The following is a 12523-nucleotide window of genomic DNA, read 5'->3' as shown; positions in this document are numbered from 1 at the left end:
AATTATCCTTGGCTGCGGCGGTCGGCGTGGCCACTTCTGCGTGTTGGTGAGAGAGTATCGATAACAAATCGATACAAATGCGCGGTGACAGCCATGTTGGGAAAGCGCCTTAACGCCCCAACTGCTTCGGATCGTAATAGAACCGCTCCTCGATCAATTTGTCGCCGCGCCAGCTCTGCCATGCGATCTCGTCCAGCGTCCGCGTCACCCCTTCCGCATTGGTGAAGCTGAAGACCCAGCGTGTCGCGACATGGTCGCCCTCGATCAGGCTCGGACCGATACGCACGGCCTTGACCTCCTTGGTCGCGGCCAGCACGCCGCGCTCCTTCGCGACCAGCTTTTCCCGGCCAACCGTGGGAGCAGCGTTGTTCTCGTAGGTCGCGGCGTCGGGCGCATAGAACTGCTCGATCGCGCCGACGAAATCCCCATCCTCCAGGCGCTTGGCAAAGGCTTCGACGACCTCACGGCTCGGCATGGCGTACCTCGCAAATAAAACCGACTTGCAGTCGGCAAATACCGACTGATGGTCGAAAAGTCAACTGGCGGCCTCTGCGGGATTCGATTAGACGAGACCCATGGCAAAACAAGCGGAGCGGCGGGCGGCGACATCGGAGGCGATCCTGACGGCGGCGCGCCGGCTGTTCGGGACGCAAGGCTTTGCCGCCACCACCATGGACGAGATCGCGGAGGCAGCCTCAGTCGCCAAGGGCGCGGTCTATCATCACTTCAGGACCAAGGAGGCGGTGTTCGAGTCCGTGTTCGACCAGGTCTCGCGCGATCTCGTCGTGGAGATCGACGGTGCCGCGCGCGCCGAGAAGGACGTGCTTGCCGCGATGGTCGCCGGCACCCAGCATTACTTTGCCGCGACCGCGAAGGGGCCGACCGGCCAGGTCATCCTGCGCGACGGCCCGGCCGTCCTGGGGTGGGAGCGCTGGCGCGAGATCGACGCCAGGCACTTTGGCGGCAAGCTGCCGCGAGCGCTTTCCGCGGCGATGGACGCCGGCCTCATCGCGCGGCAGCCGGTCGAGCCGCTGGCGCGGCTCCTGCTCGGCGCGGTGACGGAGGCTGCGGTCGCCTGCGCCGGACGCGCGGATATCGCAAGGGCGGGCGCGGAATATGCCCGTGCGTTCAAGTCGCTGGTCGAGGCGCTGCGCGTCAAGCCATGATTGTGCTAGGTGACGAAACGGGAAACGCCAACAGCAACAAGAAGACAGTCAAGACATGACCGCAAATGCCTCTCTCACATCCAGCGATCCAGAGTTCGACTACATCATCGTCGGCGCCGGCTCCGCCGGCTGCGTGCTCGCCAACCGCCTGTCTGCGAACGGCAGGCACAGCGTGCTGCTGCTCGAAGCCGGCCCGAAGGATTCCAACATCTGGATCCACGTCCCGCTCGGCTACGGAAAGCTGTTCAAGGAGAAGAGTGTCAACTGGATGTACCAGACCGAGCCGGAGCCCGAGCTGAAGGGACGGCAGGTGTTTCAGCCGCGCGGGAAGACGCTGGGCGGATCGAGCTCGATCAACGGCCTGCTCTATGTCCGCGGCCAGCATGAGGACTATGACCGCTGGCGCCAGCTCGGTAACACCGGCTGGGGCTATGACGACGTGCTGCCTTACTTCAAGAAGGCCGAGAACCAGTCGCGCGGTGCCGATCAGTATCATGGCAGCGGCGGTCCGCTGCCGGTCTCCAACATGATCGTGACCGATCCGCTGTCAAAGGCCTTCATCGACGCCGCGGTCGAGACCGGTCTGCCTTACAATCCTGATTTCAACGGTGCCACCCAGGAAGGCGTCGGCCTGTTTCAGACCACGACGCGCAACGGCCGACGCGCCTCGACGTCCGTCTCCTATCTCGGCCCGGCAAGGACACGCGGCAATCTCAAGGTCGAAACCGAGGCGCTCGGTCAGCGCGTGCTGTTCGAAGGACGTCGCGCCGTCGGCGTCGAATACAGGCAAGGCGCAACCGTGCGCCGCGCGCGGGCGCGGCGGGAGATCGTGCTGTCGAGCGGCGCCTACAACTCGCCGCAGCTGCTCCAGCTCTCCGGTGTCGGGCCCGGCGACCTCCTGCGCAAGCACGGCATCGATGTCGTGCTTGACGCGCCGGGCGTCGGTCACGATCTCCAGGACCACATGCAGGTCCGCATCGTGATGCGCTGCTCGCAGAAGATCACGCTCAACGACACCGTCAATCATCCGCTCCGCCGCACGCTCGCCGGCGCGCGCTATGCGCTCTTCCGCAAGGGCTGGCTGACGATCGCGGCCGGCACCGCGGGTGCTTTCTTCAAGACCAGCCCGCGGCTCGCCTCGCCCGACATCCAGGTGCATTTCCTGCCGTTCTCGACCGACAAGATGGGCGAGAAGCTGCACGACTTCTCCGGCTTCACGGCGTCGGTCTGCCAGCTCCGTCCCGAGAGCCGCGGTTCCCTGCGGATCCGGAGTGCGGACCCGACCGTGCCGCCGGAAATCCGCATCAACTACATGTCGACCGAGACCGACCGCACCACCAACGTCGAGGGCATCAAGATCCTGCGCAAGATCCTGAATGCGCCAGCCATGAAGCCGTTCGTGGTCAGCGAATATGACCCCGGGACGAAGGTATCCACGGATGCCGAAATTCTGGATTATTGCCGCGACCGCGGCAGCACCATCTACCATCCCACCTCGACCTGTCGTATGGGCAACGACCCGCTCGCGGTGGTCGATCAGCGGTTGAAAGTGCGGGGCCTCGAAGGCCTTCGCGTCGTCGACGGCTCGATCATGCCGGATCTCGTGTCGGGGAACACCAACGCGCCGATCATCATGATCGCCGAAAAGGCCTCCGACATGATATTGGAGGATGCGGGATAACCCGCGATTGTTGAGAGGACCAGGACTTGGCTACGCGATTGAGGATCGGCACACGCAAGAGCGCGATGGCGCTGGCACAGACGGAAGAGATCGCGCGCCGCCTGACCGCCGCCCTGCCCGGTCTCGACGTCGAGATCGTCAAGTTCGACACCACGGGCGATACCGACCAGACCAGCAAGCTGCTGCCCCATGGCGGCAAGGGCGGCGCCTTCGTGGCGCAGATCCGGGCCGCCGTGCTGTCCGGCGACTTGCAGGCGGCGATGCATTCGCTGAAGGACATGCCCGGTAACGAGGACACGCCAGGCCTCGTCATCGGCGCCACGCTGTCGCGCGATCCACCCAGCGACGCGCTGGTGCTGCGCGATGGCGTGACCCTGGAGGCGCTGTGCCAGTCGCGCGGCAAGGGTTTTAAAATTGGCACCAACGCGGTCCGCCGGGCCGCCTATGCGCGGCGGCTGTTTCCGGATGTCGAGGTGATCCACTTCCGCGGCGCCGCCGACACCCGCGTGCGAAAACTCGACAATGGCGAGAAGCAGAAGCTGCCGGATGGCGGCGCGGTAGGCCCGGCGGACGCGCTGATCATGGCGCGTTCCGGTCTCGACCGCGTCGGCCTCGCCAGCCGCATCGCTTACGAGTTTACTGCGGTGGAGATGCTGCCGGCGGCGGGGCAGGGCATCGTCGCCGTCGAATGCGCGGCGCAGGACTGGCAGACGCGAAAAATCCTGTCATCGATCGACGATCCCGCTGCGCACGCCTCTGCCGACGCCGAGCGCGAGGTGCTGTGGGTGCTCAACGGCCACTGCAATTCTCCGGTGGCCGGCTTCTCGACCATCGCCGGCGATCAGATGTCGCTGACCGCATCCGTGCTCGACCTCTCCGGCAACACTATCATCGAAGCCTCGCGCGAAGGTCCCGCCAATCGCCCGCGCGAGCTCGGCCGTGCGGTGGGTCTGGATCTGCTGATGAAAGGCGCCGCCGAGATCATCGAGCGCAGCCGGCCGCGCTAGGACGTTAATTCCAGCCTAATTCGAGCAAGTTTTAGGTAAAGTTGCCCTTATCTAATCGAGAACTGTCTTAACATCTTCCGCTTCTCCTGCCGGCCGTGAGGGCGCATAGAGCCGTCACTTTGGCAAAAAGAGTGGCGACGATGGCTGGCAATGAAGTCTTCATCCTCGAAGACGATCTCACGATGCGCGCGATGCTGAGAATTGTTCTCGAGCGCGCCGGGTATCGACCGGTGTTTTTCGCGGATGGCGGGGCGCTGCTTGCGCGCCTTGGCCGGAGCTGTCCGGCTTGCATCCTCCTGGACCTCTGTCTGCCGGCCGAGTCCGGGCTCGACGTCCTGGGCGAGCTCCGAAACATGTCCAATCCGACGCCGGTCCTTATCGTATCGGGCCAAGGTGATATTCCGACCGCGGTGCGCGCGCTTCACCTGGGGGCCGCAGATTTCGTGGAGAAGCCGTTCAACGCCGGCGATCTCATCGCGCGGATCGAGGATGCCGGGGCGAGCGTCGACACAGGCTCGCCGGCTCAGGCTGACGGCTTCAAGACTTCCTGGCGGCTGACCAAGCGAGAGCAGGAAGTGCTGGATCATTTGCTTGCCGGCTCGACCAGCAAGGTCATCGGGCGCAAATTGAACCTCAGCCCGCGAACGATCGAGGACCATCGTGCTAGCATCATGCGAAAGGCTGGGGTCAAGACAATCGCCCAGCTTGCGATTGCGGCTTTCGAGGCCACCCGGAGCAGCCGAACGGTCCCCGTCGCGGGAGGTGCGCGTGGCGACGCCAGCCGGCAGAACGCGTCCTTGTGATCTCCGAGCCTAACCGCGCCCGTCTCTCACGCGCTTGATCATCTGCTCGACATGGGCGATCGGCGTCTCCGGCTGGATGCCATGGCCGAGGTTGAAGATCAGCCGCCCTTGCGCAAAATTGGTCAGCACGTCATCGACCGCGCGGTCGAGCGCGGCGCCGCCCGCGATCAGCGCCAGCGGGTCGAGATTGCCCTGCACGGCGACCTTGCTCTGCACGCGCTCGCGGATGAAGGCCGGCTCTGCCGTCCAGTCGATGCTCACGGCATTGACGCCTGTCGCCTCGACGTAACCGGGCAGTAGCGCGCCGGCGCCGCGGGGGAAGCCGATGATCTTGGCATCCGGCACCTTGGCCCGCACGCCCTCGATGATGCGCCGCGTCGGCTCGACCGACCAGCGCGCGAATTCAGCCGGCGGCAGCACGCCAGCCCAGGTGTCGAAGATCTGCAAGGCGTTGGCGCCGGCATCGAGCTGCGCCAGCAGATATTGAATGGAGTTCTCGACCAGCGCGTCGATGATCTCAGCGAACGCCTCCGGATGCCGGTAGGCCATCATTCGGGCCGGCGCCTGGTCGGGCGTGCCCTGGCCAGCAACCATGTAGGTCGCGACCGTCCACGGCGCGCCGCAGAAGCCGATCAGCGCGACCTTCGGGTCCAGCGCGCTACGCACGATACGCAGCGCCTCGAACACCGGCTCGAGCTTGCCGAAATCGGCGCGCCGCATCAGCGTCGCGACCTTCGCGGGATCATCCAGCGGATCCAGCCGTGGGCCCTCGCCGACCTCGAACCGCACCGAGCGCCCGAGCGCATAGGGGATCACCAGGATGTCCGAGAAGATGATCGCCGCATCGAAGCCGAACCTGCGGATCGGTTGCAGCGTCACCTCGGCCGCAAGCTCCGGGTTGAAGCAGAGGTCGAGGAAGCCGCCGGCCTTGGCGCGCACCTCGCGATATTCCGGCAAATAGCGGCCGGCCTGCCGCATCATCCACATGGGCGGGGTGCTCTGACGCTGGCCGGAGAGCACGTCGATGAAGGGCTTTTTTGCAGATTGGGGCACGAATGGTCCTGAACAGGGTTATGGCCCCTGATACACCGCCTCGGCCCGCAGCGGAACAGGGGAACCAGCGCGATCGGGCCGCGTTGACTCGCCGATGGAGGAGATCATGGCTGAGACATTCAATCCCGCGCCGCATGACAAGCACGCCGACGATCCGCATGAAGCGCTGGCCGCCGACCGCCACAGCAAGCTCGACGCCGGGCTCAGAGACACCTTCCCAGCGTCTGATCCCGTGAGCGCCGCCCAGCCGACGCCCTCGAAGGCCGATGCTGATGCCGACAGTCCCTCGCTCTGGGACAAGGTCAAGGCGATCTTCAGCTAGCAGGCGCCAGGAGGCCGGATTCCGATAGGCTCGCTAATATCCTGTTAGCGATGCGCCGATTGCGGCATCCGTAGGACTACTGGAACCCGGGCAGATCGCCGCGTATTCCAGTAGGGATTTCAGAGTTCACTAATAGAAGCCGCAGAGTTTCCGAACCATCGGAGAATTCTGCCGCATGAGCCTTGCGACCCAAAGAGCCGGATGGAGCCGCCTGCCGCTGCGCGCGGCGGCGTTCGTCGTGCTGACCTGCGCGACCATTCTCGGCGTCAGCGGCTGGCGCGAATGGGCTGCGCGCGATGCGGTGCTCCGGGGTGCCGAGACCGAAATGGCCAACGTCGCCCGGTCGCTGACCCAGCATGCCGAGGACAGCCTCGATCTCCTGGATTCCGGCGTCGTCGGCGTCGTCAGCCGGCTCGAGATGGACGGCACCGGCCCCACCACCATCGCCAAGCTCGGCAACGTCATGGAGGCGCGCAGGAAGGCGGTTCCGCGCATCCACAGCTTCGCCATCATCGACGACCAGGGCAACTGGCTGACCTCGCCCGGCACGATCGGCTCGACGCTCAGCGACGACGCGCTCTTCCGCCATCATCAGCTCTCCCCGAAACGGGAGCCCTATGTCGGCCATCCCGTGAAGAGCCTCCTCGAAGGCGAATGGGTGGTCACTCTGTCGCGCCGCTTCAACAAGCCGGACGGCAGCTTCGGCGGCGTGGTGCTCGCGACCATCAGTTCCGGATATCTCGCGCACTTCTACGAGCAGTTCGAGATCGGCCGCAACAGCTCTGCTGCGTTGGTTCATGGCGACGGATTGATCATCGCGCGCAATCCCAGCAACGACAAGTTCGTCGGCCGCAGCGTCGCCGACACCCCGCTGTTCCGCGACGCCAGCCTGCAGCGGCCGAGCGGCGCCTATCATTTCAAGTCGCCGCTGGACGGTGCCGAGCGCGTCAGCTTCTTCAAGCGCTCCGTCCGCTATCCGCTGGTCCTGCTCGCCACGCTGGACAAGGACGAGCTGCTCGCGCCCTGGCGCGCCGCGGCCATCTCCCGCATGCTCTACGTCCTCGCGCTGGTGATGCTGATTGCGGTCATCGGCGCCGTGCTGGTGCGGCAGTTGCAGCGCGGCCAGCGCATGGCCGCGGCCCTGGTCGAGAAAGAGGCCCATTTCCGCCTGCTCGCCGAAGGCTCCAGCGACATGGTGACCCGCATCGGGCTCGACGAGCGGCTGCGCTATGTCTCGCCCTCGTCCGTGCGCGTCGTCGGCTGGCGCGCCAATCAATTGATCGGCACGCCGGCGCTGGCGGGCATCAATCCGGAGGATCTGCCGGTGGTCCAGGCGATCGTCGACGCCATGAAGCGCGGCGAACGCGAGGAGGCGCGCCTCATTTACCGCAACGCGCACAGGAGGAACGGTGAGGTCTGGCTGGAATCGACCATGCGGGTGACGCGCAAGGACGATGGCCGCGTCGACGGCGTGGTCGCGATCTCGCGCGACATCACCGAGCACAAGAAGCTGGAAACCAGGCTCGAGACGCTTGCGATCGAGGACAGCCTCACCGGCCTTGCCAATCGCCGTCGCTTCGACGAGCGGCTGAAAGAGGAATGGGCGCGGGCCTATCGCGACCGCTCCAGCCTCGCTTTGCTGATGATAGATGTCGATCACTTCAAGGCCTACAACGACGATTACGGCCATCCCGCGGGCGACGCCTGCCTGCGCCTGGTCGCGAAGATCATCGCGGCCGAGACGCAGCGTGCCGGCGATCTGGCGGCGCGCTATGGCGGCGAGGAATTCGCCATGCTGCTGCCGAACACCGATGCCGCCGGCTGCGCCCTGGTCGGTGAACGGATCCGCAAGGCCATTCACGAGGCTGGCCTCGTTCAAAGCAGCAATCTGGCATCTGGATGCGTTACCGTCTCGGTCGGCGGTGCGACCTGCCGGCCGGCGCTGGAGCGCACGGCGGGCGTGGCCTCGCTGGTTGAAGCTGCCGACCGGGCGCTCTACGCCGCCAAGGACGCCGGCCGCAACCGCCTGATGATGTCCGGCGAGCTCATGAGTTTGATGCCCAAGGCGTCCGGCCAGTAGGACGGCTCAATAATGCGGCGGAGGCTCGTTGGCGGGCCCCGGCGCATTCGCCTCGGCTTCCTGGAGCCGCTCGCCGAGCTCCGCGATCTTCCGCGTCAGCAGATCGATCTGCTTCCACTGCGCGGTGATGGTCTGGTTCAGCGTCTCGATCGCGTCGTCCTGGTAGGCGAGCCGCGTCTCCAGCGTGTCGATGCGCTCGCTCAGCGTCCTGATCTCATTCGTCACGCGCAGCATCCTTGTTCCGTTCGCGCAAGCCGGATTCTTGCAGGCCATGGCCCAGCGCGACACGCTCATCGAACACGAAGCATTCGCCGCGCCAACGGCTCTGCGCCTCCGGCACCTCTTCCAGATATCTGAGGATGCCGCCCTTGAGGTGATAGACCTCGGCAAAGTCGCGCGCGAGCAGATGCGCGCTCGCCTTCTCGCAGCGGATGCCGCCGGTGCAGAACATCGCGATCCTGCGGTGTCTGGCCGGATCGAGCCGCTCGGCGGCAAAATCCTTGAACTGGCCGAAGCTTCTGATGCCGGGATCGACGGCGCCTTCGAACGTTCCCATCGCCACCTCGAAGGCGTTGCGGGTGTCGAGCAGCAGCGTATCGGGTGCCGAGATCAGCGCGTTCCATTCGCTGGCATCGACATAGGTGCCGACCTGGCGGGTCGGATCGGCAGCCGCATCGCCGAGCGTGACGATCTCCTTCTTCAGCCGCACCTTGAGCCGTCCGAACGGCATCGCCTCGGCGGTGGAGAACTTCAATTCGAGATTGTTCAGCCGGCCGCCGAACATGTCGCCGTGCGCCAGCTCATGGGCGAGGGCATCGATCGCCTTCGGCACACCGGCGAGCGTGCCGTTGATGCCCTCCTGCGCCAGCAGCACGCTGCCCTTCAGCGTCAGGCCGGCGCAGAACGCGCGCAGCGGTTCGCGCAGCTCGCGGTAATCCGGGAGGGCAGCGAACTGGTAGAAGGCGGCGACCTTGGTGGCCGAATGCGGTTCAGACATGCGGCTCGTTTAGCAGGCGCGTGCGGCCCGGAAAACCCGCAGGGGGCGCCGGCCTCGAAAGGTCTATACGCCTGGTGGATGGCAGCCATTTCGCTGGTATGCCAGCATTGCCCCGACGGGCGGGAATGTGTCATGTAGACCCGGGTTTTGCGAGATGGCGCACCACCTGCGCCCACGGCCAAGAGAGCAAGAATTCGATGAGAAACTTCCATTTCCCCGGCAGGTCCACGGTCCACGCCACCAACGCGATGGTTGCGACCTCGCACCCGCAGGCCTCGCTCGCGGCAATCGAGGTGCTGCGGGAGGGCGGCACTGCGGTAGATGCGGCGGTGGCCGGCTCGGCCCTGCTCGGCGTGATCGAGCCGCAATCGACCGGTATCGGCGGCGACTGTTTCGCACTGGTCCAGCCGCGGGGTGAGGGCAAGATCATCGCCTATAACGGCTCCGGCCGCGCGCCGAAGGCGGCGAATGCCGACTGGTATCTCGAGCGCAAGATCAACTCGGTGCCGCTGACCTCGGCGCATGCGGTTTCGATTCCCGGCGTGATCGATGCCTTTGCAACCGTGCTGCGCGATCACGGCAAGTTCGGCTTCGACCGCCTGCTGCAGCCCGCGATCAAGGCGGCCGAGGAAGGCTATGTCGTCGCCCCCCGCATCGCCTTCGACTGGAAGAACCAGTTCGAGAAGCTGAAGGCCGGCACCAACACCGTGCGCTACCTGCTGCCGGGCGGCAAGCCGCCGGTGGCCGGCGACGTCATCCGCCAGGCCGAGCTCGGCAAGACCCTGCGCGCGATCGCCAAGGACGGCCGCGACGGCTTCTACAAGGGCGCGGTCGCCGAAGACATGGTCGAGACGCTGCGCGGGATCGGTGGCCTCCACACCCTCGACGATTTCGCCGCGCACACCACCGAGACGACTTCGCCGATCGGCACCATGTACAAGGGCTATGACTTCTGGCAGTGCCCGCCGAACGGCCCGGGCGTCACCGCCCTCTTGATGCTCAACATCCTGTCGCGCTTCGATTTGACGAAGTACGCGCCCGTCAGCGTCGAGCGTTTCCATCTCGAGGCGGAAGCCGCGCGCATCGCCTACATGAACCGCGAGATGCACGTCGCCTCTCCCGAGCACATGAAGATCAATGTCGCCGAGATGCTGGAGAAGGGTTTTGCTGACGAGTATATCAGCAAGATCCGCATGGACGGCATGCTCGACCTGCCGAACGTCGCGCCGCCGATGAATCCGTCGACCATCTACATCACGGTGGTGGACAAGGACCGCAACGTCTGCTCGTTCATCAATTCGGTCGCGCATTCCTTCGGTTCGGCGATCGTCTCGAACAAGACCGGCGTGTTGTTCCAGAACCGGGCCGGCGGCTTCCGCATCCAGCCCGGCCATCCCAACTGCATCGAGGGTGGCAAGCGGCCGTTGCACACCATCATGCCGGGCCTGCTCACCAAGGGCGGCCGCTCCACCATGTCGTTCGCCGTGATGGGCGGACAGTACCAGCCGACCGGCCAGACCCATGTCTTGACCAACATCCTCGATTACGGCTGCGACGTGCAGGAGGCGATCGACATGCCGCGCGGCCTGCACTACGAGGGCCAGTATCAGCTTGAGGACAGCGTGCCGGCCGCGATCGTCGAGGGGCTGAAGAAGCTCGGTCACAAGACCACCAGCGTGGTCGGCCCGCTCGGCGGCGCCCAGGCGATCTGGATCGATTGGGACAAGGGCACGCTCACCGGCGGTTCCGATCCGCGCAAGGACGGCTGCGCGCTCGGCTACTGATCGAGGCGCAAGGGCTGGAAACGTTACCCTCGTTGCGCTAGACACCTTCCGCCTCAAACGGAAGGTGTCTTATGCAGCGTCTCCAGCGCGCGCTTCTCACTCTGATGTCGGCACTCGCGATCACGGTGATCGCCGGCGTGTCGCATTTCGTTTCCACCACGGCCTCGGCCCAGACCGCAGGAAAAACCATGACCACAGCTTCAGGCTTGCAGATCATCGATTCCACCGTCGGTACCGGCGCCTCGCCGCAGCCCGGACAGATCTGCGTGATGCACTACACCGGCTGGCTCTACGAGAACGGCCAGAAGGGCAAGAAATTCGACAGCTCCGTCGATCGCAAGGAGCCGTTCGAATTCCCGATCGGCAAGGGCCGCGTCATCGCGGGCTGGGACGAGGGTGTCGCCTCCATGAAGGTCGGCGGCAAGCGCACGCTCATCATCCCGCCGCAGCTCGGCTACGGCGCGCGCGGCGCGGGCGGCGTGATCCCGCCGAACGCGACGCTGATGTTCGACGTGGAATTGCTCGCGGTGAAGTGACGGCGCAGCCGTCATTCCGGGGCGGCTCGAAGAGCCGAACCCGGAATCTCGAGATTCCGGGTTCGGTGCTTCGCACCGCCCCGGAATGACAGCAAAAGAAGACCGGCCTTTCGGCCGGTCTTCTCGCTTCAGATGCCGCGCGTCATTCCGCCGCGCGCTTGGCCGCGGCTGCGGCGCGATCGATCGCCTCCTTCGCAGCGTCCTTGGCATCGCCCATGGCCTGCTGGCCCTTGCCCTTCACTTCCTGGACCACGCCTTCGCCCTTCATGCGCTCGGAACCGGTGGCTTCACCGATGCCCTGCTTGGCCTTGCCGATCGCCTCGTTGGCGGTACCCTTGATCTTGTCGGTCGTGCTGCCCATGAAACTCTCCTTTCATCTTGCTCGCAAAGACAACGTCCCTGAGCTACGAGGGTTCCGAATTTGGTATGGCTCGCGGTAGCTGCTTCGGGTTAGTTTGCCGCGCACGGAACCAACAGAAAGCAAGTCCCATGACCGGCCATGACCATTCGCACTCCCACCATGATCACGATCATCATCATGATGATCGCTGGAAACATGACGGCGTGCGCGTCATTCCCGGCAATCAGCTCGACACCAACGTGCCTTCGACGGCTGGCATGGACCGTGCCGCCGCCATCAATTTCGCCCGTGTCGGCGCGCAAAAATTGTGGGCCGGCACCGTCAGCATCAAGCCCGACGCCAAGACCGGCGCGCATCATCACGGCCATCTCGAAAGCGTGATCTATGTCGTGAAGGGCAAGGCGCGGATGCGCTGGGGCGAGAGCCTGCAATTCACCGCGGAGGCCGGTCCCGGCGATTTCATCTTCGTCCCGCCTTACGTGCCGCACCAGGAGATCAACGCCAGCCCGGACGAGGTGCTGGAATGCGTGCTGGTGCGCAGCGACGGCGAGGCGGTCGCGATCAATCTCGACATCGAGCCGGTCGAGAAGCCCGAGACCGTGCTGTGGATCGACCCCGTGCACCGGGACCCGAACGAGAAGAAGTAGGGTTGTTCCGAGGGACCCGGTTCGGTGCGACAAAGATTCCGCTGATCCCAGGTCGAAAAATATCCTGAAGCGGTGTCGGATGGCCG

Annotated in this window: 14 protein-coding genes; 9 read left to right on the top strand and 5 right to left on the bottom strand. The window is 65.2% G+C overall.

Annotated elements, in window-relative coordinates:
- Positions 1-109 precede the first annotated feature (109 nt).
- Complete coding sequence (locus TSA1_RS11110; protein ID WP_100176388.1) at positions 110-475, bottom strand: nuclear transport factor 2 family protein; 366 nt, start codon at positions 473-475, stop codon at positions 110-112.
- Positions 476-575: 100 nt separating this feature from the next.
- Here TSA1_RS11110 and TSA1_RS11105 point away from each other — a divergent pair, with 100 nt between their 5' ends.
- The 4 genes from TSA1_RS11105 to TSA1_RS11090 all read left to right on the top strand — a co-directional run bounded on the left by TSA1_RS11105 (position 576) and on the right by TSA1_RS11090 (position 4657).
- Positions 576-1166: a TetR/AcrR family transcriptional regulator gene (locus tag TSA1_RS11105; RefSeq protein WP_100176387.1), complete on the top strand. Its 591-nt coding sequence runs from the start codon at positions 576-578 to the stop codon at positions 1164-1166.
- 55 nt (positions 1167-1221) lie between these two features.
- Positions 1222-2847: a GMC family oxidoreductase gene (locus tag TSA1_RS11100; RefSeq protein WP_100176386.1), complete on the top strand. Its 1626-nt coding sequence runs from the start codon at positions 1222-1224 to the stop codon at positions 2845-2847.
- A 26-nt stretch (positions 2848-2873) separates the two neighbouring features.
- Positions 2874-3854: a hydroxymethylbilane synthase gene (gene hemC / locus TSA1_RS11095; protein ID WP_100176385.1), complete on the top strand. Its 981-nt coding sequence runs from the start codon at positions 2874-2876 to the stop codon at positions 3852-3854.
- A gap of 140 nt (positions 3855-3994) precedes the next feature.
- Positions 3995-4657: a response regulator transcription factor gene (locus TSA1_RS11090; protein ID WP_100176384.1), complete on the top strand. Its 663-nt coding sequence runs from the start codon at positions 3995-3997 to the stop codon at positions 4655-4657.
- Between the two features lie 9 nt (positions 4658-4666).
- Here TSA1_RS11090 and hemE read toward each other — a convergent pair whose 3' ends face one another.
- On the bottom strand, positions 4667-5710 hold the full coding sequence (gene hemE, locus TSA1_RS11085) for a uroporphyrinogen decarboxylase (protein WP_100176383.1): 1044 nt from the start codon (positions 5708-5710) through the stop codon (positions 4667-4669).
- Positions 5711-5816: 106 nt separating this feature from the next.
- Between hemE and TSA1_RS11080 the strand changes: the two genes are divergently transcribed.
- Together TSA1_RS11080 and TSA1_RS11075 are read left to right on the top strand one after the other, a co-directional pair.
- Complete coding sequence (locus TSA1_RS11080; protein WP_174718856.1) at positions 5817-6032, top strand: hypothetical protein; 216 nt, start codon at positions 5817-5819, stop codon at positions 6030-6032.
- A 175-nt stretch (positions 6033-6207) separates the two neighbouring features.
- Positions 6208-8112, top strand: a complete 1905-nt coding sequence (locus tag TSA1_RS11075; protein ID WP_100176381.1) for a sensor domain-containing diguanylate cyclase — start codon at positions 6208-6210, stop codon at positions 8110-8112.
- Between the two features lie 6 nt (positions 8113-8118).
- Here the strand turns inward: TSA1_RS11075 and TSA1_RS11070 are convergent, their stop codons facing one another.
- The gene (locus tag TSA1_RS11070) at positions 8119-8337 is read right to left on the bottom strand and encodes a SlyX family protein (protein ID WP_100181081.1); all 219 of its coding nucleotides are present in this window, start codon (positions 8335-8337) and stop codon (positions 8119-8121) included.
- Complete coding sequence (gene trhO / locus TSA1_RS11065) at positions 8327-9109, bottom strand: oxygen-dependent tRNA uridine(34) hydroxylase TrhO (RefSeq protein WP_100176380.1); 783 nt, start codon at positions 9107-9109, stop codon at positions 8327-8329. The genes TSA1_RS11070 and trhO overlap by 11 nt, the downstream gene beginning before the upstream one ends.
- Positions 9110-9306: 197 nt before the next feature.
- Between trhO and ggt the strand changes: the two genes are divergently transcribed.
- Entirely contained in the window at positions 9307-10893 is a 1587-nt protein-coding gene (gene ggt, locus TSA1_RS11060; RefSeq protein ID WP_100176379.1) for a gamma-glutamyltransferase, read from the top strand.
- A 71-nt stretch (positions 10894-10964) separates the two neighbouring features.
- The gene (locus TSA1_RS11055) at positions 10965-11429 is read left to right on the top strand and encodes an FKBP-type peptidyl-prolyl cis-trans isomerase (RefSeq protein WP_100176378.1); all 465 of its coding nucleotides are present in this window, start codon (positions 10965-10967) and stop codon (positions 11427-11429) included.
- A gap of 142 nt (positions 11430-11571) precedes the next feature.
- Here TSA1_RS11055 and TSA1_RS11050 read toward each other — a convergent pair whose 3' ends face one another.
- Positions 11572-11790: a CsbD family protein gene (locus TSA1_RS11050; protein ID WP_100176377.1), complete on the bottom strand. Its 219-nt coding sequence runs from the start codon at positions 11788-11790 to the stop codon at positions 11572-11574.
- Between the two features lie 128 nt (positions 11791-11918).
- Between TSA1_RS11050 and TSA1_RS11045 the strand changes: the two genes are divergently transcribed.
- Complete coding sequence (locus tag TSA1_RS11045; RefSeq protein WP_100176376.1) at positions 11919-12437, top strand: cupin domain-containing protein; 519 nt, start codon at positions 11919-11921, stop codon at positions 12435-12437.
- The last annotated feature ends 86 nt before the right edge of the window (positions 12438-12523 follow it).

Origin of the sequence: Bradyrhizobium nitroreducens (assembly GCF_002776695.1) — a bacterium.
Classification (GTDB): Bacteria; Pseudomonadota; Alphaproteobacteria; order Rhizobiales; family Xanthobacteraceae; genus Bradyrhizobium; species Bradyrhizobium nitroreducens.
Note: the sequence above shows the minus strand (reverse complement) of the source record. Positions and strands in the feature narration are given on the sequence as shown.

What these genes read in the sequence shown, in the direction of transcription:
- TSA1_RS11075 (WP_100176381.1), top strand. Translation starts at nt 6,208, where the DNA reads ATGAGCCTTGCGACCCAAAGAGCCGGATGGAGCCGCCTGCCGCTGCGC.
- TSA1_RS11110 (WP_100176388.1), bottom strand. Translation starts at nt 475, where the DNA reads ATGCCGAGCCGTGAGGTCGTCGAAGCCTTTGCCAAGCGCCTGGAGGAT.
- TSA1_RS11045 (WP_100176376.1), top strand. Translation starts at nt 11,919, where the DNA reads ATGACCGGCCATGACCATTCGCACTCCCACCATGATCACGATCATCAT.
- TSA1_RS11050 (WP_100176377.1), bottom strand. Translation starts at nt 11,790, where the DNA reads ATGGGCAGCACGACCGACAAGATCAAGGGTACCGCCAACGAGGCGATC.
- TSA1_RS11100 (WP_100176386.1), top strand. Translation starts at nt 1,222, where the DNA reads ATGACCGCAAATGCCTCTCTCACATCCAGCGATCCAGAGTTCGACTAC.
- ggt (WP_100176379.1), top strand. Translation starts at nt 9,307, where the DNA reads ATGAGAAACTTCCATTTCCCCGGCAGGTCCACGGTCCACGCCACCAAC.
- TSA1_RS11080 (WP_174718856.1), top strand. Translation starts at nt 5,817, where the DNA reads ATGGCTGAGACATTCAATCCCGCGCCGCATGACAAGCACGCCGACGAT.
- TSA1_RS11105 (WP_100176387.1), top strand. Translation starts at nt 576, where the DNA reads ATGGCAAAACAAGCGGAGCGGCGGGCGGCGACATCGGAGGCGATCCTG.
- trhO (WP_100176380.1), bottom strand. Translation starts at nt 9,109, where the DNA reads ATGTCTGAACCGCATTCGGCCACCAAGGTCGCCGCCTTCTACCAGTTC.
- TSA1_RS11055 (WP_100176378.1), top strand. Translation starts at nt 10,965, where the DNA reads ATGCAGCGTCTCCAGCGCGCGCTTCTCACTCTGATGTCGGCACTCGCG.
- TSA1_RS11090 (WP_100176384.1), top strand. Translation starts at nt 3,995, where the DNA reads ATGGCTGGCAATGAAGTCTTCATCCTCGAAGACGATCTCACGATGCGC.